We start from the raw sequence: 26,149 nt of genomic DNA on the forward strand, positions 1-26,149 counted from the left end.
CGGGCGAGTTTGCGCTGCAACCGCAGCAGCCGGGCCTGCTCGGCCTCGCGCAGACCAGGCGCGTGGAGCAGTTCCCCGGTGGACAGGGCGGCCGATACCGCAACCCCCCGGTCCACCCCGATCACCTCACCCGTGCCCGGTCCGGGAATCGGGGCGGGGATCGCGGCGAAGGCGACATGCCAGCGCCCGGCCCTCAGCCAGTCGAACGCGGCGCAGGCCTCGGTGAGCTGACGGCACTGCTCGGCGAACCCCGGAGCGCTTTTCCGGCCCGGCCTCCAATGCCGGTGCTGCTCGACGGCGAGATTCCACACGAACCGGGCATGCCCGCAATGCTCGGCCAGCGCCTGCTCCTGAGCAGGCGTCGGACAGAGCCGGTAGCGGGACACGCCGATCAACCTACCGAACCCCACCGACAAAACCCGGAGATCACCATGCGGCACCGTTCCGCGCTTCCTGCCCGCCCTGAAGGACGGGGCATCCGCGCTGGAAGTGCCTGGTGAACTTGCTCACCGGCGCCTACGTTCCCGGGGACTCGTTCCTGCACCGCCTGCCCGCCGGGGCCAAACTCCTCGGCCTGGCCCTGTCGTGCACCGCGCTCCTGCTGCTGCGCCCGCCCGTGGCGCTGGTGGGGGCGGCGCTCGTCGTGGCGCTGCTGTACGTGCTCTCCGGGGTCGGCGCCACGGCGGCCTGGGCGCAGATCAGGCCGGTCCGCTGGTTCGCCGTGGTCCTGTTCGCCATGCAGTACCTGCTGGACGGCTGGGCGGGGGCGCTGTCGTCCGTGCTCCGCGTCCTGCTCGCCGTCGCGCTGGCCGGGCTGGTCACGCTCACCACACGCACCGCGGTCATGATGGCCACCCTGGAACGCCTGCTGGCCCCCGTCAGGTTCGTCGGCGCCGATCCCTTCCGCCTGTCGCTGCTGCTCTCCCTCACCCTGCGCAGCGTGCCCGTCGTCGCCGGGCTGGCCACCCGGGTCAGGGAGGCGCAGCGCGCCAGGGGCACCGAGTGGAGCGTGCGGGCCTTCGCCGTACCGCTGGTGGTGAGCGCCCTGCGGCACGCCGACACCCTGGGCGAGGCTCTCAGCGCCCGCGGTCTGGACGACTGACCACAGATCTCTATAAAAGCGGAAAAATCCAGATCCTCCTCGGCTATCGTGTGGGCGATCTTGACGGTGACCGTCACCACGCGTCCGGAGGGAAATGTGGCCGAGGGCTTTCCTGACCGTGGATTCAAGGCCTACTGGTCGGCGATCGGAGTCTCGCAGTTCGGCACCGCCGTCAGCATGGTCACCATCCCGCTGGTCGCCGTGCTGACCGTCGGGGCCACGCCGGGGCAGATGACCTGGCTGGTGGTGACGGAGCTCGCGCCCGCGATGCTCGCCGGGGTTCCCGCCGCGGCCTGGGCCGACACGCTGCACCGGCGGTTGCCGCCGCTCATCGGCTGCAACGTCGTCCAGGCGCTGGTCATGGGGGCGATCCCGCTGCTGTGGTGGCTGGGCTCGCTGAACTATCCGGCGCTGCTGGCCCTGGTCGGGGTCTCCTCACTGGTCCGCGGCCTGCAGTCGGCGCTGTCCAGCCCGATCCTGGTGCAGATCGTCCCCAGGGAACACCTCGTCGACGCCAACGGGAAGACGAACGCGACCCGCAGCGTCGCCGACATCGGCGGCCCCGCGGCCGGCGGGATGTTGATGGCGGTCCTCGCCGCCCCCCTGGTCGTCCTGGCCGACGCGTTGTCGTTCCTGCTCTCCGCGGCGCTGCTCACCCGGGTCAGGACGCCGCCCCCCTCCGAGCGGGCCCCGAGGGAGAGATCACGCGGCACCCTCGGTGAGGTCGTACGGCTGGCCCGCGCTCTGGGCCGCCGGTCCGGGGTGCAGGCACTGGCCACCCTGTGCGTCGCCCAGGGGATCATGCAGCCGATCCTCGTCCTGTTCCTGGTGCGGGAACTCGGCCTGGGACCGACGCCGATCGGACTGCTGCTCGGCCTGGGCGCGGTCGGCGGCGTCGGCGGGGGACTCCTGCTGGGCAGGGTCATCGGCCGTCACGGCCCTGGACGGACGCTGGCGCTCGGCACCGCCGTCTCCATGTGCTCCCTGCTCGCACTGCCCTTCTCCGGCCCCGGCGTCTCCGGAGCCGCCGCGGTCGTCCTGTTCGAACTCGCGGGCAGCCTCGGCGGCACCGTCATGGCCGCCACGGTCTACGGAACCCTCCAGAGCGCGGCCAAGGACGGTGAGGTGGCCAAGGTGATGGCGCTGGCGGGCACCTTCCTGCAGGTCGGCGGCCTGGTGGGTTCCTTCGCCGGGGGAGCGCTGGCCACGGTGTTCGGGCTGCGCGCCGCCACAGGGACGGCCGCCGCCCTGATGCCGCTGCTCCTGCTGCCCCAGCTCGTCCGCTGGTACACGGCCCGGTGGCGGATCGACACGGCCACCATCGGTTGAACCTGAGGTCGAACCCACGGTCCCGCCCAGGGCGCTGCGGGACCGTGGATGTGTCACCTGGTCTCGACGGGCATGACCGAGGTGAGGCTCCGCTCGACGCGCTCGGCGTCCCCGAGCAGCACCGCCGTGGCCCGGCCCGGTCCCATGTAGGTCGAGGCCACGCGGTGCACGTCCTCGACCGTGGCCGCGGTGAGCCGTTCGACGCGCCGCGCCAGGTGGTCCAGCCGCAGGCCGAACCCCGCCAGCGTCCCGGCGAACCTGGCCAGCCCGGCCTGGGTGGCCGTGGCGACCTGCAGCGTGCCGATGGCGTACCGCCGGGCCTGCTCGACCTCCTCAGGCTCCGGCGGCAACGTGGCGATCCTGCCCAGCTCGTAGAGGGTCTCGACCAGCGCGGGAGCCGTCACCTCGGTGGAGACGTCGACGGAGAGCATCACGGCGGAACCGCCGAGCGAGTGGTCGACGATCGAACCGGGGCCGTAGGAGTACCCCTTGTCCTCGCGGATGTTCTCCGTCCAGCGGGAGGAGAAGTAACCACCGAAGATCAGGTTGGCCAGCTGCATGGCGGCGCTGTCCGGGTGGTCCCGGCCGGGGGCCGGCAACGCGAACCGTATCGACGACTGGAGCGTGCCCGGCCGGTCGACCAGCAGCAGCGGTCCCGGCACCGGTGACGGGGCGGGCGGCATCGTCACCTTGTGCCCGCTCCCGGCCCACGCCCCGAGCCTGCGCCCGGCCAGTTCGATCGCCTCGTCGGGGTCAAGGTCGCCGACCAGCACCAGGACGGCGCCGTCGGGACGCATCCGCCGCTCGTGCAGGGCGCGCACCTGCTCGGCCTCGACCGCGCCGACCCGCTCAGGATCGGGTGTCTCCACCGCGTACGGATGGGTGCCGTAGACCCGCTTCAGCAGCTCGGCCCTGGCCAGCGCGGGCGGCTGGCTCAGCGTCACCCGGAACCGGTCGGCGAGCCTGTCCCGCTCGACGGAGAACTCATGGTCGGGGTGCCGGGCGTCGCAGAGCGCGTCCGCGAGCACCTCCAGCAGCCGGTCGAGACCGGAGGCCAGGCAGTCTCCGCTGACCAGCCACCTGTCGGGGCTCGCCCCGCAGTCGAGACTGCCGCCGACGGCCTGCGTCTCCTCGGCGATCACAGCGGCCGAGCGGGTCCCCGTGCCGGAGAACAGCGTCTGCGCCAGCAGGGCGCCCTCGGCGATGTCCACCTCCGCCATAGGCACCCAGAGCCGCGCCTCGACCAGCGGCGTGGTACGGCGGGCGATCGCCACCACGGTCAGCCCCGAGGGCAGCACCGCCTCCGCCTGCGGCGGCAGGACCAGAGGAACGGCGGGCTCCAGATCGGGCAGGGGCCGTACGGCCTGGGCGCTCATCGGCCCCTCCCCGCCACGACCTCGACCGAGGCCCGCCGGTCCGGGACCAGCCTGGCGGCGGCCGCGCCGACCTGCTCGGCCGTCACCGAGGACAGCAGCGCGGGCAGCTCGTTGAGCAGCGCCGGATTGCCTCGCTGCAACTCCAGCACGGCCAGCCGTGTCGCCCGGTCGATCATCGTGTCCCCCTCGCGCAGCAGCAGAGCGGTCATCCGCGCCTGGACGCGCGACAGTTCCTCGGGGGCCGGGCCCTCGGCGGCCAGCCGCTCGGTCTCCTCGCCGATGACGTCGAGCGCCTGTTCGGCGGACCCGCCCGCGGGCAGGTTGGCCTGCAGCAGCAGCGCCGTGGGGTCGAGGACGTCGAAGGGGTCGCCCATGAACCCCACGTAGCCGCTGACGCCGGTGGCCAGACGGTCCCCGAGCACGAGCCGGGAGACCAGACGCGAGGAGGCGCCGTCGGTGAGCACCTCGGACAGCACCACGTACGGCAGATAGCCCGTCAGGTCGGAAACCGGGTCGGGCACCCGCCACGCCGCCGCGACCGCGGGGGTCGGCGCCGCCGCGTCCACGTAGGAGTGATGCCGGGCCGCGGTGAGATCGGGCTCCGCCAGAACGGGCGCGGGCGGCGCCGGGCGCGCGGGCACGTCGCCGAAGTGCCGCCTGACGAGCACCTCGGCCTGTTCCACGGAGAAACCACCGGTGACGCACAACACGGCGTTCCCGCAGGCGTAGTACCGGTCGAAGAACTCCTCGGCCTCATCGACCCCGGCCGCGTCCAGGTCGGTGAAGGAGCCGTAGCCGTCGTGCGCGTTGGGGAAGGTGTCGAACATCACAGGGGGGAGCCGCAGCCACGGGAAACCGCCGAAGGGACGGTTGAGGACGTTGACCCGGATCTCCTCCTTGACCACGTCCACCTGGTTGCGCAGGGTCTCCGGGGTGATCCGCGGAGCGCGCATGCGGTCGGCCTCGAGGAACAGCACCCGTTCGAGGGCGTTGGCGGGAACCGTCTGGATGTACCTGGTGTAGTCCAGGTGGGTCGAGCCGTTGAAGGTGCCTCCGGCTCCCTGGATGTGCCGGAAGTGCGCGAGCTTCTCCAGGTTCTCCGACCCCTGGAACATGAGGTGCTCGAACAGGTGGGCGAATCCGGTACGGCCCTGCGGCTCGGACCGGATGCCGGCGCCGTACACGACGGCGACCCCGGTCACGGGGCAGTCCGGCTCGGGGGCGAGCACGACCCGCAGCCCGTTGTCCAGGGTGAGGCGCTCGACCCGGTAGCCGGTGCGCGGCCGGATGAGGTTTGACGTCGGCATTCGCGGCTACCCCCCGACCTCGGGCGCGTGCCCGAAGAGGGGGGTCAAGCCGTCCTGGCCGATCGGTTCTCCCGCTGCCATGGTGTCCTTTCGTGATCGCCGGGCAGATGCCTCCCCAGTCTTCCCAGTCGGAGCCCGGGGCGGAAGTGGCTCCCTGATCACGTCTGGATTGTCCGTTTCCCGGACAGTCGTGCGAGACTTTCGAGAGCGAGGTCCGCCAGCTGCCGGGCGGCACGTGAGGAAAGAAGGTCCGGGATGGTCAGGAAGGCTCCGCGAGAGGACGTCAACGAGGACGGGCTGGAGGTCGGCCCGCCCAAGGAGTGGGCGGCGGGCATCCCCGGGGTGACCCGGTCGCTGCTGACGTCCTATGCCCAGATGGGCGCGGGCCGTACGTTCCTCACCCTGGCCCGTGTCAACCAGAAGGACGGCTTCGACTGCCCCGGCTGCGCCTGGCCGGAGGGCGGGCATCGCAGCCCGGCGGAGTTCTGCGAGAACGGCGCCAAGGCGGTCGCCGAGGAGGCCACGACCCGCAGGGTCACCCGTGACTTCTTCGCCGCCCACACCATCGGAGATTTGGCCCGGCACACCGACTACTGGCTGGGCCAGCAGGGGCGGCTCACCGAGCCGATGTACAAGCCGGAGGGCGCGGACCGCTACGAGCCGATCACCTGGGAGCGGGCCTTCGGCGTCGTCGCCGAGGAACTGCGCGGGCTCGGCGGCCCCGACGAGGCGGTCTTCTACACCTCGGGCCGCACCTCGAACGAGGCGGCGTTCGTCTACCAGCTCCTCGTGCGGCGTTTCGGCACCAACAACCTGCCCGACTGCTCCAACATGTGCCACGAGTCGAGCGGTTCGGCCCTCACCCAGACCCTGGGCATCGGCAAGGGCACGGTCTCACTGGAGGACCTGCACCGCGCCGACCTCGTCTTCGTGGTCGGCCAGAACCCCGGCACCAACCATCCGCGCATGCTGTCGGCTCTGGAACGGGCCAAGCGGAACGGGGCGCGGATCGTCGCGGTCAACCCGCTGCCCGAGGCGGGACTGCTGCGCTTCAAGAACCCGCAGCGCCCCTCGGGGCTGGCAGGGCGCGGCACGACACTGGCCGACCGGTTCCTGCAGATCCGCCTCAACGGTGACCTGGCGCTGTTCAAGGCGCTGTCCCGGCTGCTGCTCGAGGCCGAGGACGCCGCCCCCGGCACGGTGGTCGACCACGCGTTCGTCCAGGAGCACACCCACGGCTTCGAGGAGTGGGCGGCCGACACCCGTGCCCTGGACTGGGCGGAGGTCGAGGAGGCGACCGGGCTCGACCGCGGGGCCGTCGAGGAGACCGCCCGCGACGTGCTCGGCGCGAAGTCGGTGATCGTCTGCTGGGCGATGGGTCTCACCCAGCACAGGAACTCCGTCGCCACCATCAGGGAGGTGGTCAACTTCCTGCTGCTGCGCGGCAACGTCGGCCGCCCCGGGGCGGGGGTCTGCCCGGTCAGGGGCCACTCCAACGTCCAGGGCGACCGGACGATGGGCATCTACGAGAAGCCCTCCGCGGCCTTCCTCGACGCGCTCCACGACGAGTTCGGCTTCGAGCCGCCCCGCGAGCACGGCTTGGACACCGTCGAGGCGATCAGGGCGCTGCGCTCGGGCGAGGCGAAGGTGTTCTTCGCGATGGGCGGCAACTTCGTGGCGGCGACGCCGGACACCGAGGTGACCGAGGCGGCGCTGCGCCGCGCCAGGCTGACCGTGCAGGTCTCCACGAAGCTGAACCGCTCCCACGCCGTCTGCGGCGAGCGGGCGCTGATCCTGCCGACGCTGGGCCGTACCGAACGCGACAACGACCGGTTCGTCACGGTCGAGGACTCCATGGGCATGGTCCACGCCTCCCGGGGCAGGCTCAGGCCCGCCTCGCCGGACCTGCTGCCCGAGGTGGCGATCGTCTGCGGCCTGGCCCGCGAGCTCTTCGAGGACGACCCGCATGTGCCCTGGAAGGAGTTCGAGGCCGACTACGACGCGATCAGGGAGCGCATCGCGCGGGTCGTGCCCGGCTTCGGCGACTTCAACACCCGGGTCCGCGCTCCCGGCGGATTCGCGCTGCCCAACGCGCCCCGCGACGAGCGGCGTTTCCCGACGGCGACGGGCCGGGCCACCTTCACCGTCAACCCGCTTGAGGTGCTGCGGGTCCCCGAGGGACGGCTGCTGCTGCAGACGGTCCGCAGCCACGACCAGTACAACACCACGATCTACGGCATGGACGACCGCTACCGGGGGGTGAGCGGCGGGCGCAGGGTCGTCTTCGTCAACCCGGACGACCTGGCCGAACGCGGCCTGGCGGACGGTGAGACGGTGGACCTGGTGAGCGAGTGGCCGGACGGCGAACGCAGGGCGGAGCGGTTCCGCGTCATCGCCTACCCGACCGCTCGGGGGTGCTGCGCGGCCTACTTCCCCGAGACCAACGTGCTCGTGCCGCTGGACTCCGTCGCGGAGACCTCCAACACCCCGACCTCCAAGAGCGTGGTCGTCAGGCTCGTCCGGCCCGACTGAGCACCGGGCGGCGGACGTGGACCGGCTCCCCCGGGCGGAGCATGCGAAACAGCGGTATGGCGTTGTGCAGCGGCACCCGCACGCACCCGTGGGAGGCGGGACGGCGCGGCACGAGCGTGGAGCCGTGCACGGCGATGCCGCCGTTGAAGTAGACCGGGTAGTACATCGCCCCCAGGGGGCCGGTCGACCAGCCGCGCACCCGCTCGCCGACCGTGAAGTCGCCGGGCGGCGTGTCGGCGAACCCGCAGTGCCCCCGGTCGCAGTAGGACTTGCGCGCACCGGTCGAGACATGACTGACGAGTACGGCCTTGCCGTCCCGCCACACCGTGAGCAGCCGGCGGGTCAGGTCGATCTCCACCCGTGAGGGGCTCCCCTCGGGCACCAGCGGCCTGATTCGCGCGGGGCTGGCCATCGCCCGCCAGGTGGCCGCGTCCACCCGGTCGAGGGCGGGCAGCCCGTTGGCCTTCTGGAAGGCCCACACGGCCATGCGCAGGGCGGAGTCGTACTCGGGACCGGGGGCGCCGGGGGCGAACCCCAGCTCGCGCAGGCGCCTCTTCACCTGGCGGACCTCCTGCAGGGAGACGCCGAAGCGCAGGGCCTGCGGTGGCTTCCCGGCCGCCGCGGGAGGCGTGTCGTCCGCGTGGGCGGGTCCCGTGGACACGAGCGCGGCCGGGGTGAGGGCGGTGAGCACGACCAGAAGACAGCGGCCGACGGTACGCATGGTTCACGCCTGTCCGTTGCCGGGAGCGGATGTTCCCGGTGATCTTCCCGCAACGGCATGGAGTTGACGGGTTTTCCAGTGGTGTTCGTGCCGGGAGGGACGTGGCCCGGCGGGGGGTGCCCGCCGGGCCCGTGGACCTCCCCGTGGACCTCTACGACAGGAAGCGGGAGGTCATCATGCGCAGGAGCGGGCGCTTCTCATGGATCGCCCCGGGACCCCGGCCATGGCACACCGGCCGGTGGCAGCCGGACCAGTGACGGCCGCCGTCGAAGTGGTGCCGGTTGTGGGTCCACACCTTCCCGGCCTGTCCTCCCGTTCCACCCTCCACCGGAGGCTTGGGCGGACGCGGGGTCCGGGTGGGACTCGGCGTGGGCGTGGGCGTCGGGGTCGGAGTAGGGGTCGGGGTCGGAGTGGGCGTTGGCGTTGGTGTCGGCGTGGGCGTGGGCGTGGGAGTAGGTGTCGGGGTGGGCGTGGGAGTAGGGGTCGGGGTCCCGCAGTCGGGAAGGTCCCCGTTGAAGGGGTAGGCGTGGATCTCGTATCCGCCGTTCCCCGTGTGCGTGAGAGAGCCGTTGACGAACAGCCGCCCGTTGAAGCCCGGCATGCTCAGCGTCGTGGTGCTGGCCGGGTCGGCCACCAGGACACTGCCCTGGAAGTTGCCGCTGCCCTGCAGGTTCACCGTGGTCGCGTCGGGGAAGTTCCACAGCGACCGCTCACGCAGCGCGTTCCACGGGTCGGCGTCGGCGATGTCGCCGCTGAAGGTGTTGATCGTACGGCTGGCACCCAGCATGTTGATCAGGACGGTCGCGTTCGCGGGGATGCCCTCGAACACGATGCCCTGCATGGAGCCCCCGGGGCCGGTCAGGTCGAAGTCGACGTTGAAGACCTGGAGCGCGGAGGTGCCGTCACCGGTGAACAGGGTCTGGGCGCCCTGGTTCACCGCGGTCCCCGTCGGCGTGCTCGGAGGGTTGCCGGTCGAGTCGGCGTAGCACCGGCTGGCCTGCTGCAGCGCGGGCACCAGGTCCAGATAGGGAGCCGCCGCGTCCGGGTCCTCGACGAGGGTTCCGGTGACCGTTCCCGTCAGAGGACCCGCGTGCCGTACCACCCCGCCATCGGCTAGGAGGCGCTGGCCCGGGGCGACGGTGACCGATCCGCCGGTGGTCAGGAAGTCGGCCCCGTCGGGGGGCGGCACCCGTGAGCCGACCCCCGCGATGCCCACGTTGTAGGCGGGGGAGGCAGTGGCGTTCTTGTTCTGGTCGAAGTCGCCCAGCACGACCGCCCGGCCCTCGGCCTCGGCCGCGAAGCCCCGGACCAGGAAGTCGCCGCCGACGAAGGTGTTGATGGCGTTGTCACGGCCCGCGAACGGCCCGTTGTTCACCGGGGGGAAGGGGGAGGGGCAGCTACCCGGTACACAGGGGCCCAGGCCGAAGGGCAGCGTCGCGGCCATGACGGCGGGAAGCGCGATGACGCCTCCCACCACGACGGCGAGAACCCCGGCACCTCCCGTCAGCAGCGAAGGGCGGCTGAAAACCCGGCTTTTCCCGGGCCGTCGCATCTTTGGGAGCATGATCGATTCCTTTTTCCGAACGAGTCCTCCTCATCCTGAGCGGGAACATGATCATTTCCGTGATGGAATCCCCCTGGTTGGTCACTGTTTGCGATCTACGGGGAAAAGCAAGGTGAAGATCAGTGCGGGACCGTGGCGAGCAGGTGCCGCAGGTGGTCCCGCAGGACCACGGCGTTGTTGTGCTCGGTGTCCCGCGCCGAGTACAGCAAAGTGACCGGCCCCTTCCTCGCGGCGTCGAGCAACGGCCGTACGGCCTCCGGGTTGGCCTCAAGCTCCCGCAGGTAGCGGTCACGGAACTCGGCGAACCGCTCGGGACGATGCCCGAACCATGTCCTCAGCTCCGGTGAGGGCGCGACGTCGCGTGTCCAGCCGTCGAGCTTGAGGTCCTCCTTGCGCACGCCCCTCGGCCACATCCCGTCCACGAGGAAGACCGCCCCCGTGGCGGGTTCGGGATCGTACGCCCTGCTGATCGTGATACTCCCCATCCTCCGGACCTACCCGCCGCCGGTGCCGTGAAGCCGTACGAGGGGTTATGAGGATTTTGTGAGGGATCTGCCAGAGGAGGTTCCTAGATTCGTCCTCGCCTCACCGAAACGCCTCACCGAGACAAGAAAGACGAGGACGAATGGACATGACCATGTGTGCCGTCACGCGGGGACCGTCGGACCCGGCACGGACGTTCGCCGGACGCGGGGGCGCCGGCCACGGGGACGCGGTGCGGGACGACGGCGTCCGCATCACCTGATCCGGGCCGGGGAGGGGTGGACGGGGGTGTGCGCCCCTCCCCGGTTCTCAGCCTCGGCCAGGCGCAGCCGTACGGCCGCGGCCCGGTCGTCGTCGAGCTCGGCGAAGATCTCCGCGGCCTCCCGCCAGTGCGCCCGCGCCGCCTCGTGGTCGCCGGAGTCGCGCAGGACCTCGCCGAGCAGGTCCAGGATCTCGGCCTCGTCCAGACGGTCGTCGAACTCCCGCATCACCCGCAGCGCCTGCGACAGCAGGGCGGAGGCCTCCTCGTGCCGGCCGAGCCCGGCGTTGGCCGTGCCCAGCACGCGCAAGGCCTCACCCACGCGATAACGGTCACCGAGCTCGGTGTAGCCGTCGAGCGCCGCCCGTGCGCCGGCCAGCGCCTCGTGATGGCGGCCGAGCTCGTTGTCGTTCCTGGCCAGGTCGCTGAGCGTCTCGGCCTCAAGACGCCGGTCGCCGCTCAGCCTGGCGATCTCCAGCGCCCGGCCGTAGCACGACGCGGAGTCGGCGAACCTGCCGAGCCTGAAGTAGGTGGCGCCCATGTTGACCAGGACGTCCCCCTCAAGCCCCGGCTCCCCGATCCGCCGGGCCACCGCCAGCGCCTCCTCGTAGTGCGCGACGGCCTCCTCCGGCCTGCCGAGCAACGCGCTGACCCAGGCCAGGTGGTTGAGGGCGAACCCCTCCTCGTACGGCTCGCCCGCCCGTCCGCTCGCCTCGGCCGCGACGCGGAAGACGGTGGCCCAGGCCTCTCCGGGCACGTGCAGGTCGAGGAAGGAGGCCAGCAACCGGGGAATCCGCCAGGCGGCCTCGTGCCGGTCGAGCGACGCCGCGCGCCGGGCGGCGGCCATCAGGTTGGGCAGTTCCTCCTCGTACCAGTCGACCGCCTCCTCGGGGCCGCCGAAGCTCGGCAGGCTGAGCCCGGGAGGAACCGGCCCGTGTCCCGAGTCCCACACGGCGGGCGGCAGGTGCTCGGCGGCGGCGCGGGCCGCGTGCAGGTACCAGTCGAGCACCCGGCCGAGCGCGGCCTCCCGCTCCCGCCGGTCCTCTCCCTCCCCGGCCCGTTCCGCGGCGTAGTCGCGCAGCAGGTCGTGGAAGTCGTACCGGCCGGGGAAACGGGACCTGAGGAGATGGTCGGCGGTGAGCCGGTCGAGCAGCGGGGTGACCTCCGCCAGGCCCGCGCCCATCAGCGCGGCCGCGGCCCCTGAGCTCACCTCGGGCCCGGGGTGCAGGCCGAGGAGCCGGAACAGCCGTGCCGCGTCCTCCTCAAGCGCGCCGTAGGTCCACGAGAAGACCGTGCGCAGGTCGGTGTGCCCGCCGTCCCCGGCGTCGAGCGCCGACAGCCGGGTCGCCTCGTCCCGCAGGTCGGCGACGAGCCTGCCGAGCGGCACGGCGGGGAAACGCGCCGCGCGCTCGGCGAAGATGCGCAGCGCCAGCGGAAGACGGGCACACCGTTCGACGGCCTCCGCGACCGCCTCCGGCGCGGCGGCGACCCGGTCCCGGCCGAGGACCCCGGCCAGCAGTTCCGTCGCCTCCCGCTCGGACATCTGGTCGAGTACGACGCGCCGCGCGCCGTACTCGACGACGAGGCCGCGCAGCTGGTTGCGGCTGGTGACGACGACCACCCCGCCGGAGCCGGGGATCAGCGGGCGGATCTGCTCGCTGCTGCCCGCGTTGTCGAGCATCAGCAGCGTCCGCCTGCCGCTCAGCAGCGTCCTGAACAGGGCGGAGCGCTCGTCGAGACCGGCGGGAATCCGGCCCGCCGGGGTGCCGAGGGCCCGTAGCAGCGTCTCCAGGGCCTTGGCAGGGTCGACGGGCGGTTCGGGGCCGTAGCCGTGCAGGTCGAGATAGAGCTGCCCGTCGGGGAAGCGGTCGGAGATCCGGTGCGCCCAGTGAACGGCCAGGGCGGTCTTGCCGGACCCCGCGGTCCCCTGGAGGGAGACGATCCTCGGCCCCGTCGTGGGAACGTCCTTCCCGAGCAGCAGGTCGAGCGCGGCCAGCTCGGTCCTGCGGCCGGCGAAACCCGGCGTGTCCGGCCGCAGCTGCCGGGGGACGGGAACGGGGACGGGGGCCTCCTCACGCGGCGCGGCGGCGGGCGCCCGCGGAGAGCGGTCGGGTGACTCACCCGTCAGGATCGCCTGGTAGGCGGCGCGCAACGAGGGGGCGGGATCGACACCGAGTTCCTCGGCCAGCAGCTCACGCAGCGAGTGGTAGGCCTGGATCGCCTCGGCGTGACGCCCGCAGCGATGCAGCGCGAGCATCAGCAGCTCCCAGAACGGCTCCCGCAGCGGGTGGGCACGGGTCAGCTCGCGCAGCGTGGTGACCAGCTCGGCGTGCCCGCCGGTGCGCAGCCCGATCTCCAGGCGCTCCTCCTGCAGGCGCAGCCACTCCTCGGTGAGCGGCCCGACCTCCTGGTCGTGGAGCACGGCCGAGTCCACGTTGGACAACGCCGGGCCCCGCCACAGCCCCGCCGCCTCGGACAACGCCCGCGAGGCCGTGGCCAGGTCGCCCGCGGCGGCGGCCCGGCGCCCGCCCTCCGCCAGGGAGCGCAGCCGCAGCAGGTCCAGGGACCCGGCGTCGACCTCGGCCCGGTAACCGTCGGGAAGGGTACGGATGACCTCACCGGGTTCCAGTTGCCGCCGCAGCCGGTTGACGTAGCTGTGCACGGTCGCCCTGGCCCTGGCGGGGTCGTCCGTCTCCTCCTCCCACAGCCAGGAGACAAGCCGGGAGACCGGGACGGTCTCACCGGGGCGCAGCAGCAGACCGGCCAGCACGACACGCAGCTTGTTGCCGCCGACCGGCACCTCCCGGCCCTGGGAGATTACGGTCAGCGGGCCGAGTACACGAAATCTCACACCATCACCTGTGACGCGGAACCGGACGAGCCCGCCGTCCGGTCCTCGGACGGCGGAGGCGGCGCGCCACACGCTACCGCCGCACGGCCCCACATGCCTCCTCGTACGGCGGGGCCGGCGGCTCAGGCGTCCCGGGCGAGCAGTTCCTTGAGCGCGTCGTCGATGAAGGCGGTGTCCACCGGGTTGAGGCCGCCACCCGCGAAGTGCCCCCACGACCCCGGGATCACCCGCAGTTCGGCCGAGGGCATGTGGGAGACCTCCCACTCGTTGTCCTCCGGCGGGAAGTAGAGATCCTGCCGGCCGGGCATGATGATCGCGGGCATCCTGATCGAGGACAGCGCCTGCTCGGTGCCGCCGGCCCCGGGGGTCTTGCCGATGTCGGCGTTCTGCCAGGTCCACAGCATGGTGAGCAGGTTGTTCGCGTCGCGTTTGACGAACAGCCCCTCCCAGAAGCCGACGAGGAAGTCCTCAAGCGAGCCGTAGTCGAACGGGTCCCGCTCGTAGGTCCTCTCCCGGTAGAACTGCTGGGAGAAGCCCCAGCCCGCGTAGACCCGCGCCAGCGCCCGCAGGCCGGTCCAGGGCTCTTCGGTGTACCAGCCGTGCCTCCAGGCGGAGTCGGCGGTGAGCGCGGCCTTGACCCCCTCAAGGAAGACGATGTTGTGCAGACTGGTCCTGGCCGAGCCGCAGAAGGGCAGGATGCGCCGCACCATCTCGGGATGGCTGACCGCCCACTGGTAGGTCTGGCCCGCTCCCATCGACCAGCCGGTGACCAGCGCGAGACGCTCGATGCCGAACACCTCGGTGACCAGGCGGTACTGCGCCTCGACGTTGTCGTACATCGTCACGTCGGGGAAGCGCGCCCTGTCGTGCGGCGGCGGGGTGTTGCTCGGCGACGACGACAGGCCGTTGCCGAACATGTTCGGGATGATGATGAAGTATCTCGACGGGTCCAGGGCCATGCCCTCGCCGATCAGCCACTCGTTGTCGTAGTGCTGGCCCGAGTACCACGTGGGGTAGACGATCGCGTTGCCCTTGTCGGCGTCGAGCTCGCCGTACGTCTTGTAGGCGAGCTTCGCGCCGGGTAGCGTCGCGCCGTTCTGCAGCCGCACGTCCCCGAGCTCGAACACGTCGTAGTCCATCGTGGCCTCCCTCGCCGACCACCGGTCCCGGCCGTCCCAACCCCCTCATGGTAACCGGGACACTCCGGACAATCAGGAGGCAGGCAGGGATCTGACCTGCCCTTTCCTCACGCCGTACCCGCCCCCGCGCCCACCGCGCCACAAGCCCGCGGCGCGGTCCGGGGTCACCTGGGGCGGAGCCCGTCGAAGACGACGGCGAGGGTACGGCGCCGCAGGTCGGCGTCCCAGCCCGCGTGCAGCGCCCCCTGGCAGAGGGCGGTGAGCAGGGCGAGCACCTCGTCCGGGCGGGCGTCGGCGCGCACCGCCCCGGCCCGCTGCGCGCCGGTGAGGAGCCTGCCGATCTCCTCGCCGAGGAGCCGCAGCGAGTCGGCGATCCCGACGGCGGTCCCGGACTCGGCCAGGAGGGCGACGACCGTCCTCTTGCCCGCGGCCTGCTCGACGATCCCCGCGACGAAGGAGAACAGCGCCGTCGCGGGGTCGGCGCGCTCGGCGAGTTCCCCGGCCTCCGCCGAGAGCCGTGACAACAGGTCCTTCATGATGGCCGCGAGCAGGTCCCGTTTGGCGGGGAAGTGCTTGAAGACCGTGCCGACCGCGACCCCGGCACGGGCGGCGACCTCCTCGGTCGAGGCCGACGGCCCCTTCTCGGCGAAGACCTGTTCGGCGGCGGCCAGGATCCTGGCCCGGTTGCGGCGGGCGTCGGCGCGCAGCCCCCTGACGTCCCCCGGTGGTTTCGGCGTGCTCATCGGGTCGGTGTCCCTCCGGCGTCTCCGGCGTTGACAAAGTGAGTCTCGACTCACCATATTGAAAGTGAGTAGGGACTCATCTTATCCGCCGTAACGGAGGGAGAACCGTCATGTCCGGTCCCCACGAGCTGTTCGAGCGCATGCGGTCGCACTGGTTCGGCCTCGCAGAGGGGGAAGCGGAGGGGGAGGGGGACCTCCTGGCGGACGACGTCGTGCTGGAGATGCCCTTCGCGCCGCCCGGTACCCCGGGGCGCGTCCAGGGGCGTGAGGAGGTGCTGGCCTTCGTCACCCCCCGCAGGGCGGCCCTGCCCGCGCGGCTCGACGGCTTCCGCCTGCTGGCCGTCCACGAGACCGCCGACCCCGAGGTCATCGTCGTCGAGTACGAGCTCACCGGGGTCGCCACCCGTACCGGGCGCCGCGCGAGCCTTCCCTTCGTGGGGGTTCTCAGGGCGCGCGACGGCCGGGTGGCGCTCTGGCGTGAGTATCAGGACACCGCGGGCATCGCGCGGGCCCTCGGAGCGGGCTGACCCCGCGTGGGGAAGGGCGCGCTCAGCGCACCCGGGGCAGAACGGGGAGCAGGTGGACCTCGGCGGCCGGGGGAAGAGCGCAGGCGAGCCCGCCGAGCCCCTTGGCGTTCTCGCCGCAGACGAACACGCTGATGTGACGGCGCATCCGCCCGTGGTCGTCGCGGAGCCTGCGCTCGAGCGACGGGTGGGTACGGCAGAGCGTGTCGAGGGCGGCCCCCAGAGTGGGGCGGCCGCCGTCGCGGTCGGCGACCGCGAAGACGCGAAGCTCGACCATGTCGCCCGCCCAGCGCCCCAGGGCTGAGGGGAACACGAAGGTGACGAGTGTGGCGGACCTGGTCAACGTTCTTCCTTTCCGATGCGGCCTCATGCTGTCACGGCACGGGACGCCGCGTCCCGCGCTCAGCCGGTCAGGTATGGGAGTGGGCGTCCCGGCGTCGTCCCTCCTGGGGGCGGTCCCGGTGGATGTCCGCGGGCGGGACCCCGCCGCGCTGGAGCCTGAGGATCGTCTCCTCGACCATGTCGTCAGGTCCGCAGACGTAGACCTCGTGCCCGGCCCACGGCCGCAGGCGGTCGACGACCTCGGGCAACCGCCCCCGTTCACCGCCGTAGCGGGGCTCGTCGGAGACCACGGGCACCACTTCGAGCCTGGGCACGCGTGAGCGCATCCTCATCAGGTCGGGCAGGTCGTAGAGCTCGCGTGAGGTGCGGGCGCCGTACAGCAGGCGGACACGGGGCGGGGCGGCGTCCGAGGTGATCACGTGTTCCACGATGGCCTTCAGCGGGGCCAGGCCGGTGCCCCCGGCGACGCACAGGACGTCACGTCCGCGCTCTGGCGGCGTCATCGTGCCGCCCGGCGCGCCGAGCGTCACCGTGTCCCCGATCCGGGTGTGCCCGACGAGGGCGGAGGAGACCCAGCCGCCGGGGACGGCCCTGACGTGCAGGCGGACGGTGTTGTCCCGCCTGGGCGCGTTGGCGATGGAGAACGGGCGCCACACCCGCGGCCAGCGCGCGGTCTGCACGTCGACGTGCTGGCCCGGCAGGTACGGCAGTGGTTCGTCGGGCCGCAGGGTTATCACCGCGATGTCCGGGGCGCGCAGTTCGTGACCGATCACCTCGGCGGTCCACCAGGCGGGCGAGGTCCGGGCGTCCTCCTCGGCGGAGGTGATCATGATGTCGGCGGCGGCGGTGTAGGCGGCCAGCCACGCGGCCTCCGTCTCGGGGCTCCACACCTCGGCGGCGAAGCGCCGCACCGTGGCCAGCAGGGCGTTGCCGAGCGTGGTGTAGTGCTCGGGGAGCACGCCGTACCTGCGGTGGCCCCGGCCGAGTTCGCCGAGGAACGACGACAGGCCGTCGGGGCTGTCGAGGCTCCACACGATCCTGGTCAGCGCGCCGAACAGGCGGTCGCGCTGGACGTCCATCGCCGGGGGGAACATGGCCCGCATGTGCGGGTTCTCCGCGAACAGACGGCCGTAGAAATACGCGGCGGCCTTGTCCGCGACGGGTTCGATGACGGCGAAGCTTTCCTTCACGAGACGCGGATTCAAGGACATGGACGGAACCCACCCTAATTGACCGGATCGAATGTCCGATCACGCAGACCTACCTCCTGACGGACCCGGGTGATGAGCGTCCTGCGGCCCCGGCGCACCAGAGCGCTCGAATTTGAGTCTTCCATCACCATGTGAGGCTCACAACGTGTTCTCAGCAATATGGCGGAAATTCAAACTATCTGTAATTGCGAGACTATTTTTGGCGATCGTGCTATAGGGGTGGCCTGGGTAGTCAAAAATCGCATTTATCCGAAGTTTGTTATTTATCCCTTGTGTGGGTTTTTGCCGTGTTGCCTGGTGTGGCCCGTCCCGCCCCCGGCGTGGCGACGGCGCGGTGAGATGACACTGAGACCTTCAAAAGCGTGACATAACCGAAATAGGGTGCGCCATGATGGGGGAGTTGCTGAAGACGGGACGGGTGCCGCCCGGAACGGGGACGCCGCCGTCGCATGGCCCCCTTGGAGTTCCACATGCCCCGACCCCTGATCGGTGTCACCGCTTACCTTGAGGCCGCCCGCTGGGGCGACTGGGTCCGCGAGGCCGTCCTGTCGCCCCCCTCCTACGTGCGCGCGATCGAGAAGGCGGGCGGGATCGCCGTACTGGTCCCGCCGACGAACCCGGCCGCGGCCGGCGACCACGTGCGGCGTCTGTCCGGACTGGTCCTCGCGGGCGGCGGCGCGCTCGACCCCTCCCTGTACGGCGCGGCCCCCGAGGGCCGCGCGGGGGCGCCCCAGCCCCACCGGGACCGGTTCGAACTCGCCCTCGCCCGCGCCGCCGTACGGGAGGGCCTGCCGCTGCTGGCCGTGGCCAGGGGCATGCACGTCCTCAACGTCGCCCAGGGCGGTTCGCTGATCCCGTGGCTCTCCGGCGAGGTCGGTCACGACCGTCACTCCGCCGCGGGCCAGGAGCACCTGATCCAGATCAGCGTCTCAAGCGGCCTGGGCAAGGCGGTCGGCGACCACGCGGAGGTGACCGCGCCGCACCACCAGGCCGTCAAGAGGCTGGGAGAGGGACTGCTCGCCGTCGCGTGGGCCGACGACCAGATCGTCGAGGGGGTCGAGCTTCAGGGGCACCCCTTCTGCGTCGGCGTCCAGTGGCATCCGGAGCGCACCGGCGACAACCGGCTGTTCGAGGCACTGGTCCAGGCGGCGCACTGAGGGTGCCCGGGGGTGTCACAGAGGCGTCACCGGTCGGAGGCGCCGGCGGTGTCGAGGGCCCGGGGCCTGCGCACGTGGTAGACGAAGGCCGGGGGAAGGTTGCCCCAGACGGTCCTGCCGACGACGACCTCCTCGAAGGTCTCGTGCAGACGGCGCCGGAAGCGCTGCGCGGGCCGCATGCGCTTGGCGAAGCTGTAGGCGAAGGTCGTGAAGGCCGTGTGCGGGCTCATGGTGGCCACGACGGCGTCCAGCAGGCGTGTCTGGGTGTCGGCGGAGAAGGCCGCCCAGGGCAGGCCGCTGATGACGGCGTCGGCCTTCTCAAGACCGCGCTCACGCAGCATCTCGGGCAGCCGCGCCGCGTCGCCGACCACCACGTCCACCTTCGGGTGCCGCTCCGACAGGAACGAGGCAAGCGCGGGATTGATCTCCACGGCCAGGTGGTGACCCCTGCCGTTCAGCCGCCGCTGGATCTCCGCGGTGAACGCCCCCGTCCCCGGGCCCAGCTCGACGATCACGGGATCGCCCCGCTGGGGGACCGGGGTGGTCACCGTCTCGGCCAGCCGCCGTGAGCTCGGCGCCACCGCCCCAACGGTTCCCGGGGAGCGTAGCCACTGCCCCAGAAAGAGCGTGGTGTCTTTGGTCATGCTGTGAAGGGTAGAGGCTGAAGCGGGCGGAATGACCCCGTAATCCGATTGATTTTCCTTCCGTCATGAGGATGAGAGGGCCGACCTACCTCAGGAGGAGAGGCGCGGGCGCCGTGAACGGGTTCCGTTCCGGCTCCGTCCCCGGAGCACGGCGAATCCGCCACACGGCGGATCGGCGGGTACCCCTGGAGGCTGACGACCCGGCGGATCCGCGCGGCCACGATGTGTTCCTGAACAGTCATTGCAGGAAGGACACATCTCATGCAGGAGGGCATCACCCGGCCGCTCGCGGCACCGGAGCGCTCCGTCTCCGCGGGCCTGCTGTACGGCCTGCGCGTCCTGGTGACCGCTCAGGCGGTCGGTCTGATCGTCGCGGCCTCCTTCGCGGGCCAGGCCGTACAGGGCGGAGCCGATCTGGCCGAGACCCACGTCATGGTCGGGATGGTGGTGCACCTGATCGCACTGCTGCAGACCGTCGCGGCCGTGCTGTTCTGGCGGCCGGGCCGAGGCGCGGGATGGCCCGCGGCCGCCAGCGCGGGCCTGCTCCTGATCGGCATGGGGCAGCACTTCACCTGGGACCTGCTCGGCACGCACGTGCCCAGCGGGCTCACCCTGTTCGGGCTGACCGTGGCCCTGCTCATTTGGGTCTGGTCGCCCCGCGCCGCGGCCCGCGGCCGCTGAGGCGCGGCGCGGGCGGGGGACCGGGCGAGGACGGCCCCCCGCCCGCGTGCCTCACCCCGATCCCCGGAACCCACGAAGGCCCGGGACGCACGATGGCCGATCCATCTCGTGCGTCCCGGGCCTTCGCCGTGCCGCCAGGGCCGTCCGGAGACGAAGGTCGTTGACAACGACAGTTGCGAATAGTTGGATGTTATGTGGGTCAAGGAACATCCGTGGCTGGGTCCGTCACCCGCCGTCCTTGTCGCCCGTTCGGTGACGATCGAAGTGCTCGTGCTGTGAAAGCACAGTTCCGGCCCCATTTTTGGCGTTTGTGCAGCGCCGTACTATGCCCAAATAGTTCAACGTTCAACCAAACGTCGACCTGTGGGTGCCGGTTCATCAGTGAACTACATCGCAACAGGAGAAAAGTCATGCTGGAGAGAATCGGGCCTTACACCCTTTTGCTCGCCCGGGTCGTCATCGGCATCGTGTTCATCGCGCACGGCCTTCAGAAGCTCCTCAGCAGCGGGATCAACGAGGTCACGGCCGGGTTCACCCACCTCGGCATCCCCCTCGCCGCCGTGGCGGCCCCGGCCGTCGCGGGCAGCGAGGTCCTCTGCGGCCTCGCCTTCATCCTCGGCGCCGCCCTGCCTGTCGCGGGCGTCATCCTCGCCCTCAACATGGTCGGCGCCTACGTCTTCGTCCACGCGGGCAAGGGCTTCTTCTCGCAGCAGGGCGGATTCGAGTACGTCCTGGTCCTGTTCGCCATCTGCCTGGCGATCGGGTTCAGCGGCGGCGGGGCGCTGGCCCTGGACAGGCTGTGGAGGCGTGACCGCTCCCCGGTCGCCGTGGGGGCCGCGAACTGAGCCGTTCCGGCGGGCCGTGACCAGGTCCGCCGAATCCTCCCCGGGTGCGGGACGGGCGACACGCCCGGCCCGCACCCGCGGCACACTCCCCCCACGACCTCGAAGGATCTTCACAAGGTTCATGCCGAAGCTGTGAAGAGGCCTGTAGCGCCCGTCACCTGCGGGATGCCCCGGCGAACGCAGTAGGGTCGGCTTCAGGTACGGGGAGGGAGACATTCGGGTGAATCCGGAAGCATCGGGTGCCGAAGACCGCATTTTGACGGTGCCCAACGCGCTGAGCCTGGCCCGGCTTGTCGGAGTCCCGGTCTTCCTGTGGCTGGTCCTCGGGCCGAAGGCCGACAGCTGGGCCGTGGCACTGCTGATGCTGGCCGGCCTGTCCGACTGGCTCGACGGCAAGATCGCCCGCGCGTGGAACCAGACCAGCAGGCTCGGCCGCCTCCTCGACCCGCTGGCCGACCGCCTCTACATCCTGGCCACCCTCTTCGGCCTGGCCATGCGCGGGATCATCCCCTGGTGGCTGGCCCTGGCGATCCCGCTGCGCGACGTCATGCTGCTGGGCATCCCGCCCGTCCTGCGCCGCCTGGGGTACGGCCCCGCGCTGCCCGTGCACTTCCTCGGCAAGGCCGCGACGGCCAATCTGCTCTACGCCTTCCCTCTGCTCTTCCTCGCCCACCACGACGCCTGGTACGCCGGGCCCGCCCGCATCGTCGGATGGTCGCTCGCGATCTGGGGCACAGGCCTGTACTGGTGGTCCGGGGTGCTCTACTGGGTACAGGTGCGTCAGCTCATACGCGGAGCCGGACGCATTAAGAGGTGATGTGTGAAGGCCGTCGTGATGGCGGGCGGGGAGGGGACTCGGCTGCGGCCGATGACCGCCAACCAGCCCAAGCCACTGCTACCCGTGATCAACCGGCCGATCATGGAACACGTGCTGCGCCTGCTGAGGCGGCACGGGTTCACCGAGACCGTGGTGACCGTGCAGTTCCTGGCGGCGCTGGTCCGCAACTACTTCGGTGACGGCGACGAGCTCGGCATGAGCCTGTACTACGCCACCGAGGACACCCCTCTCGGCACGGCGGGCAGCGTCAAGAACGCCGCGGACAAGCTCAGGGACGAGCCCTTCCTGGTCATCTCCGGCGACGCGCTGACCGACATGGACCTCACCGACATGATCCGCTTCCACCGGGAGAACGGTGCGCTGGTGACCATCGGGCTCAAACGGGTCCCCAACCCGCTGGAGTTCGGCATCGTCATCGTCGACGAGCGGGGCAGGGTCGAGCGCTTCCTGGAGAAGCCGACCTGGGGCCAGGTCTTCTCGGACACCGTCAACACCGGCGTCTACGTGATGGAACCCGAGGTCCTCGACGAGATCGCCGCCGGCGGGGTCGTCGACTGGTCCGCGGACGTCTTCCCCCGCCTGCTGGCGCGCGGCGCCCCGCTGTACGGCTACGTCGCCGACGGTTACTGGGAGGACGTCGGCACCCACGAGAGCTACCTCAGGGCGCAGGCGGACGTGCTCTCCGGGCGGGTGAAGGTGGACATCGACGCCTTCGAGGTCTCCCCGGGCGTCTGGGTGGCCGAGGGGGCCTCGGTCGACGCCGACGCCGTGCTCAAGGGCCCCCTGTACGTCGGCGACTACGCCAAGGTCGAGGCGGGGGCCGAACTGCGCGAGTTCACCGTGCTCGGCAGCAACGTGGTGGTCAGGGAGGGCGCCTTCCTGCACCGCGCCGTCGTCCACGACAACGTCTACGTCGGCCCGAGCGCCCACCTGCGCGGCTGTGTCGTCGGCAAGAACACCGACCTGATGACCGGGGTCAGGATCGAGGAGGGCGCCGTCGTCGGCGACGAGTGCATCATCGAGGCCGAGGCGTACGTCTCCTCGGGCGTCAAGGTCTACCCCTTCAAGACCGTGGAGGCCGGGGCGGTCGTCAACACCAGCGTCATCTGGGAGCCCAGGGGCCAGCGCAGCCTGTTCGGCCCGCGCGGCGTCTCCGGCCTGGTCAACGTGGAGATCACCCCCGAACTGTGCGTACGGCTCGCCAGCGCCTACGCGACCACGCTGAGGAAGGGCGCCTCGGTCATCACCTCCCGGGACTCCTCCCGCGCGGCCAGGGCGCTGAAGCGGGCCGTGATCAGCGCGCTGACCGCCAGCGCGATCAACGTGCTCGACCTGGAGGCGGCCCCGCTGCCCGTCTCACGCTTCCACACCGCCAGGGAGAACGCGGTCGGCGGGATCGCGTTGCGCACCACCCCGGGCGACCCGCAGAGCGTGGACATCGTCTTCATGGACGAGCACGGCGCCGACCTCTCCCAGGGCGCCCAGCGCAAGCTGGAACGGGTCTTCTCCCGCCAGGAGTTCCGCCGCGCCTTCCCCGGGGAGATCGCCGAGCTGAGCTTCCCGGCCAGGGCGATCGAGGACTACACCTACGAGCTGCTGCGCTGCGTGGACATCACCGGGGTGCGCGACGCCGACCTGAAGGTCGTCGTCGACTGCGCGGGCGGCACCTCCTCACTGGTGCTGCCCAGCCTCCTGGGCAGGGTCGGCGTCGAGGTGCTCACCGTCAACAACCGCCTGGACGACGCCTCGCCGACCGAGACCCTCGCCGAGCGCCGCCGGGCCCTGCAACGCCTGTCCGAGCTGGTCGGCTCGGCCAGGGCGGCCTTCGGCGTGCGCTTCGACCCGGTGGGGGAGCGGATCGCGCTCGTCGACGAGACGGGCCAGCTGATCAGCGAGGAGCGCGCCCTGCTGGTCGTGCTCGACCTGGTCGCCGCCGAGCGGCGCGGCGGCAGGGTGGCCCTGCCGGTCACCACGACCCGGGTGGCCGAGCAGGTCTGCCGCTTCCACGGCGTACAGGTCGAGTGGACCTCGACCGCCCTGGACGCGCTGACCACCGCGGCCAGGGCGGAGGGCATGGTCTTCGCCGCGGACGGGCGGGGCGGCTTCGTGGTACCCGAGTTCGGCCCGACGGTCGACGGCCTGGCGGTGTTCCTGCGGCTGCTCGGCCTGGTCGCCAGGACCCGCCTTTCGCTCAGCCAGATCGACGCCAGGATCCCGCAGGCCCGGCTGCTGCGCCGTACGGTCCCCACGCCGTGGGCCGCCAAGGGCGTGGTGATGCGCTCGGTCATCGAGGCCGCCGAGCTGTACCGGATAGACACGACCGACGGGGTGCGCGTCGTGGCGCAGGACGGCAGCTGGGCGCTGGTGCTGCCGGACCCGGCCGAGGCGGTGACCCACCTGTGGGCGGAGGCGGGGGACGTCGACTCGGCGCAGAGCCTGATCGAGCACTGGGCCAGGGTCGTGGAGGGGGCGGCGGCCACCTGAGGTCCCCTGGGACCCCGGTGGGGAGAGCGCGAAAACCCAGCGCGGCGGCATGGACCGGGGCGCCGCCCGGCGGTAACTTTGTCCTCGACCGAACCCGTCTTCGAGCGTCGGACTTGATCTTTCTCGCTATTCGGTGTATGTTGCGGCATTCGCAGTCTGAGCAAATACTTGAGAAGCGATGAAGCGAGGCGCGCGTACCGAGAACCGTTGCCGCGTCCTCGCGGTAGGAGGCCGAGCCGATCGATGCCGAGCGTCTACTGCACGCAGTGCGGTCATGCCAACCCTGAGGACGCCCGTTTCTGTTCACGATGCGGGTCGCCGCTGACCAGGTTCGACTCCCCGGGAGACAGTACGTCGACGATCTCCCTGTCCGGGATCGAGGCCTACGAGGCGGAGACGGGAGAGACGCTTCTCGCCGAGCGGCAGGCCGTCGAGCAGCTGCCTCCGGGCGCCGCGCTGCTCGTCGCCATGCGCGGCCCCAACGCGGGCAGCCGCTTCCTGCTGGACAGCGACCTGACCACGGTCGGCCGTCACCCCGAGAGTGACATCTTCCTGGACGACATCACCGTCTCGCGGCGTCACGTCGAGTTCTACCGGCGCGGCGGAGGGGTGTTCACCGTCCGTGACGTCGGCAGCCTCAACGGCACCTACGTCAACCGCGAGCGGATCGAGGAGGTCCCGCTCTACGGCGGCGACGAGGTGCAGATCGGCAAGTTCCGGCTGGTCTTCCTCACCCGTGGCGCCGCTGGAGGATGATGAGCTCCCAGGCGGCTCGTTCGCACATGAGCATCGGGGAGGTGCTCGCCCTGTTGCAGGGCGAGTTCCCCGACGTCAGCATCTCCAAGATCCGTTTCCTGGAGGGCGAGGGGTTGATCGAGCCGGAGCGCAGTCCCTCCGGCTACCGGAAGTTCAGTTACGCCGACGTCGAGCGGCTGCGTTACATCCTCGGCGAGCAGCGCGACCGTTACCTGCCGCTGCGTGTGATCAAGGACCGGCTCGAGGCCGCGGACCGCGAGGACCGGCCGGTCACCCCTCCGCGGGCCCTTCCCGGCGAGGCGCCGCCGGAGATCCGTCTCACCCGCAAGGAACTGCTCGCCGCCGCCGAGCTCGACGAGGAGACCCTCACCGAGCTTGAGGACTTCGGCCTGCTGGCCGCGGTCGCCCGCCACTACGACGCCGAGGCGCTGGCCGTGGCCCGCAGCGTGGGGGCACTGGCCGCCTTCGGGCTCAGGGCACGCCACCTGCGGGTCGTCAAGGCCGCGGCCGAGCGGGAGGCCACCCTCGTCGAACAGGCCATCGCGCCGTTGCTTCGCCGCCGGGGCCCGGGGGCCATCGACCGGGCCGACGAGGCCGCCAAGGAGATTTCTAGTCTTCTGCTGGAATTGCACGCCTCGCTCCTGCGTTCCGCCGTGCGTGGGGGCTTGGGCCGGTGAGAACCTGACCAGGCACTCGTCCCCTCACGAGTGTTACGTTGAACAAACCGGTCATAATCCAGCGAAGACGGAGCAGCCCGTGTTGCAGATGGAGGTCGTGGGCGTTCGGGTTGAGATGCCCTCAAACCAGCCTATTGTCCTGCTGAAGGAGGCACATGGGGAGCGGTACCTGCCGATCTGGATCGGCATGACCGAGGCGACGGCGATCGCGATGGCCCAGGCCGAAGAGCCGCCGCCCCGGCCACTCACCCATGACCTCTTCCGCGACGTGCTCGACGCGCTCGGCGTCCGGCTGAGCACCGTGAACATCGTCGCACTCCGTGATGGGATCTTCTTCGCCGATCTCGTGTTCTCCAACGGGGTCGAGGTGAGCGCCCGCCCCTCCGACTCCATAGCCCTGGCGTTGCGTACGGGAGCCCGTATCTTCGCCAGTGAGGACATCGTCAGGGAGGCGGGGGTGATCATTCCCGACGACCAGGAGGACGAGGTGGAGAAGTTCAGGGAGTTCCTTGACACGATCACGCCCGAGGACTTCGGTCGCGCGGGGTAGGTATTTCGGTGCATTTACGCTTCACGACGCGCCG

Annotated in this window: 24 protein-coding genes; 12 read left to right on the forward strand and 12 right to left on the reverse strand. The window is 71.1% G+C overall.

Features of this window, described 5'->3' with window-relative positions; genetic code table 11:
• Positions 1-386 (reverse strand): helix-turn-helix domain-containing protein (locus tag ACFYY8_RS34215; RefSeq protein ID WP_390048243.1); only part of this gene is annotated, 386 nt, incomplete at its 3' end.
• 110 nt (positions 387-496) lie between these two features.
• On the opposite strand from ACFYY8_RS34215, the gene ACFYY8_RS34220 reads away from it, so the two are divergent.
• Both ACFYY8_RS34220 and ACFYY8_RS34225 read left to right on the forward strand, forming a co-directional pair.
• On the forward strand, positions 497-1,102 hold the full coding sequence (locus tag ACFYY8_RS34220) for an energy-coupling factor transporter transmembrane component T family protein (RefSeq protein WP_390048245.1): 606 nt from the start codon (positions 497-499) through the stop codon (positions 1,100-1,102).
• A 66-nt stretch (positions 1,103-1,168) separates the two neighbouring features.
• Entirely contained in the window at positions 1,169-2,431 is a 1,263-nt protein-coding gene (locus ACFYY8_RS34225; RefSeq protein ID WP_390048559.1) for an MFS transporter, read from the forward strand.
• Between the two features lie 53 nt (positions 2,432-2,484).
• Here the strand turns inward: ACFYY8_RS34225 and ACFYY8_RS34230 are convergent, their stop codons facing one another.
• Positions 2,485-3,807, reverse strand: coding sequence for a M16 family metallopeptidase (locus tag ACFYY8_RS34230; RefSeq protein WP_390048247.1), 1,323 nt, complete (start codon positions 3,805-3,807; stop codon positions 2,485-2,487).
• Complete coding sequence (locus ACFYY8_RS34235) at positions 3,804-5,114, reverse strand: M16 family metallopeptidase (protein ID WP_390048249.1); 1,311 nt, start codon at positions 5,112-5,114, stop codon at positions 3,804-3,806. The genes ACFYY8_RS34230 and ACFYY8_RS34235 overlap by 4 nt, the downstream gene beginning before the upstream one ends.
• Positions 5,115-5,369: 255 nt before the next feature.
• On the opposite strand from ACFYY8_RS34235, the gene ACFYY8_RS34240 reads away from it, so the two are divergent.
• Positions 5,370-7,646, forward strand: a complete 2,277-nt coding sequence (locus ACFYY8_RS34240) for an FdhF/YdeP family oxidoreductase (RefSeq protein WP_390048251.1) — start codon at positions 5,370-5,372, stop codon at positions 7,644-7,646.
• On the opposite strand, the gene ACFYY8_RS34245 is transcribed toward ACFYY8_RS34240, so the two are convergent.
• The 6 genes from ACFYY8_RS34245 to ACFYY8_RS34270 all read right to left on the reverse strand — a co-directional run bounded on the left by ACFYY8_RS34245 (position 7,624) and on the right by ACFYY8_RS34270 (position 15,406).
• The gene (locus ACFYY8_RS34245) at positions 7,624-8,367 is read right to left on the reverse strand and encodes a L,D-transpeptidase family protein (RefSeq protein WP_390048253.1); all 744 of its coding nucleotides are present in this window, start codon (positions 8,365-8,367) and stop codon (positions 7,624-7,626) included. The two genes, ACFYY8_RS34240 and ACFYY8_RS34245, sit on opposite strands and share 23 nt — an antisense overlap.
• 151 nt (positions 8,368-8,518) lie before the next feature.
• Positions 8,519-9,931 (reverse strand): choice-of-anchor A family protein, encoded by a 1,413-nt coding sequence (locus ACFYY8_RS34250; RefSeq protein WP_390048255.1) that lies wholly within the window; start codon positions 9,929-9,931, stop codon positions 8,519-8,521.
• Positions 9,932-10,050: 119 nt separating this feature from the next.
• Positions 10,051-10,416 (reverse strand): DUF488 domain-containing protein, encoded by a 366-nt coding sequence (locus tag ACFYY8_RS34255; protein WP_390048257.1) that lies wholly within the window; start codon positions 10,414-10,416, stop codon positions 10,051-10,053.
• A 252-nt stretch (positions 10,417-10,668) separates the two neighbouring features.
• Entirely contained in the window at positions 10,669-13,524 is a 2,856-nt protein-coding gene (locus ACFYY8_RS34260) for a BTAD domain-containing putative transcriptional regulator (protein WP_390048259.1), read from the reverse strand.
• Between the two features lie 122 nt (positions 13,525-13,646).
• Positions 13,647-14,663 (reverse strand): alpha/beta fold hydrolase, encoded by a 1,017-nt coding sequence (locus ACFYY8_RS34265; protein ID WP_390048261.1) that lies wholly within the window; start codon positions 14,661-14,663, stop codon positions 13,647-13,649.
• A gap of 164 nt (positions 14,664-14,827) precedes the next feature.
• Positions 14,828-15,406, reverse strand: coding sequence for a TetR/AcrR family transcriptional regulator (locus ACFYY8_RS34270; protein ID WP_390048263.1), 579 nt, complete (start codon positions 15,404-15,406; stop codon positions 14,828-14,830).
• Positions 15,407-15,516: 110 nt separating this feature from the next.
• On the opposite strand from ACFYY8_RS34270, the gene ACFYY8_RS34275 reads away from it, so the two are divergent.
• Entirely contained in the window at positions 15,517-15,933 is a 417-nt protein-coding gene (locus tag ACFYY8_RS34275) for a nuclear transport factor 2 family protein (RefSeq protein WP_390048264.1), read from the forward strand.
• A gap of 22 nt (positions 15,934-15,955) precedes the next feature.
• Here the strand turns inward: ACFYY8_RS34275 and ACFYY8_RS34280 are convergent, their stop codons facing one another.
• Both ACFYY8_RS34280 and ACFYY8_RS34285 read right to left on the reverse strand, forming a co-directional pair.
• The gene (locus ACFYY8_RS34280; protein ID WP_390048266.1) at positions 15,956-16,273 is read right to left on the reverse strand and encodes a molybdopterin synthase sulfur carrier subunit; all 318 of its coding nucleotides are present in this window, start codon (positions 16,271-16,273) and stop codon (positions 15,956-15,958) included.
• 67 nt (positions 16,274-16,340) lie between these two features.
• Complete coding sequence (locus ACFYY8_RS34285; protein WP_390048268.1) at positions 16,341-17,483, reverse strand: globin domain-containing protein; 1,143 nt, start codon at positions 17,481-17,483, stop codon at positions 16,341-16,343.
• Between the two features lie 470 nt (positions 17,484-17,953).
• Here ACFYY8_RS34285 and ACFYY8_RS34290 point away from each other — a divergent pair, with 470 nt between their 5' ends.
• Positions 17,954-18,640, forward strand: coding sequence for a gamma-glutamyl-gamma-aminobutyrate hydrolase family protein (locus ACFYY8_RS34290; RefSeq protein WP_390048270.1), 687 nt, complete (start codon positions 17,954-17,956; stop codon positions 18,638-18,640).
• A 26-nt stretch (positions 18,641-18,666) separates the two neighbouring features.
• Here the strand turns inward: ACFYY8_RS34290 and ACFYY8_RS34295 are convergent, their stop codons facing one another.
• Positions 18,667-19,284, reverse strand: a complete 618-nt coding sequence (locus tag ACFYY8_RS34295) for a class I SAM-dependent methyltransferase (protein ID WP_390048272.1) — start codon at positions 19,282-19,284, stop codon at positions 18,667-18,669.
• A gap of 261 nt (positions 19,285-19,545) precedes the next feature.
• Between ACFYY8_RS34295 and ACFYY8_RS34300 the strand changes: the two genes are divergently transcribed.
• The 7 genes from ACFYY8_RS34300 to ACFYY8_RS34330 all read left to right on the forward strand — a co-directional run bounded on the left by ACFYY8_RS34300 (position 19,546) and on the right by ACFYY8_RS34330 (position 26,115).
• Entirely contained in the window at positions 19,546-19,965 is a 420-nt protein-coding gene (locus ACFYY8_RS34300) for a hypothetical protein (protein WP_390048274.1), read from the forward strand.
• Positions 19,966-20,375: 410 nt separating this feature from the next.
• The gene (locus ACFYY8_RS34305) at positions 20,376-20,810 is read left to right on the forward strand and encodes a DoxX family protein (RefSeq protein ID WP_390048276.1); all 435 of its coding nucleotides are present in this window, start codon (positions 20,376-20,378) and stop codon (positions 20,808-20,810) included.
• Between the two features lie 262 nt (positions 20,811-21,072).
• On the forward strand, positions 21,073-21,627 hold the full coding sequence (locus ACFYY8_RS34310; protein WP_390048278.1) for a CDP-alcohol phosphatidyltransferase family protein: 555 nt from the start codon (positions 21,073-21,075) through the stop codon (positions 21,625-21,627).
• A gap of 3 nt (positions 21,628-21,630) precedes the next feature.
• A complete protein-coding gene (locus tag ACFYY8_RS34315) occupies positions 21,631-24,132 on the forward strand; it encodes a sugar phosphate nucleotidyltransferase (RefSeq protein WP_390048280.1) in 2,502 nt (833 codons plus the stop codon).
• A gap of 243 nt (positions 24,133-24,375) precedes the next feature.
• A complete protein-coding gene (locus ACFYY8_RS34320; RefSeq protein WP_352012556.1) occupies positions 24,376-24,888 on the forward strand; it encodes an FHA domain-containing protein in 513 nt (170 codons plus the stop codon).
• 26 nt (positions 24,889-24,914) lie between these two features.
• A complete protein-coding gene (locus ACFYY8_RS34325; protein ID WP_390048283.1) occupies positions 24,915-25,565 on the forward strand; it encodes a MerR family transcriptional regulator in 651 nt (216 codons plus the stop codon).
• Positions 25,566-25,644: 79 nt separating this feature from the next.
• A complete protein-coding gene (locus tag ACFYY8_RS34330; RefSeq protein WP_184713884.1) occupies positions 25,645-26,115 on the forward strand; it encodes a bifunctional nuclease family protein in 471 nt (156 codons plus the stop codon).
• Positions 26,116-26,149: the final 34 nt, after the last annotated feature.

Origin of the sequence: Streptosporangium sp. NPDC001559 (assembly GCF_042893955.1) — a bacterium.
Classification (GTDB): domain Bacteria; phylum Actinomycetota; class Actinomycetes; order Streptosporangiales; family Streptosporangiaceae; genus Streptosporangium.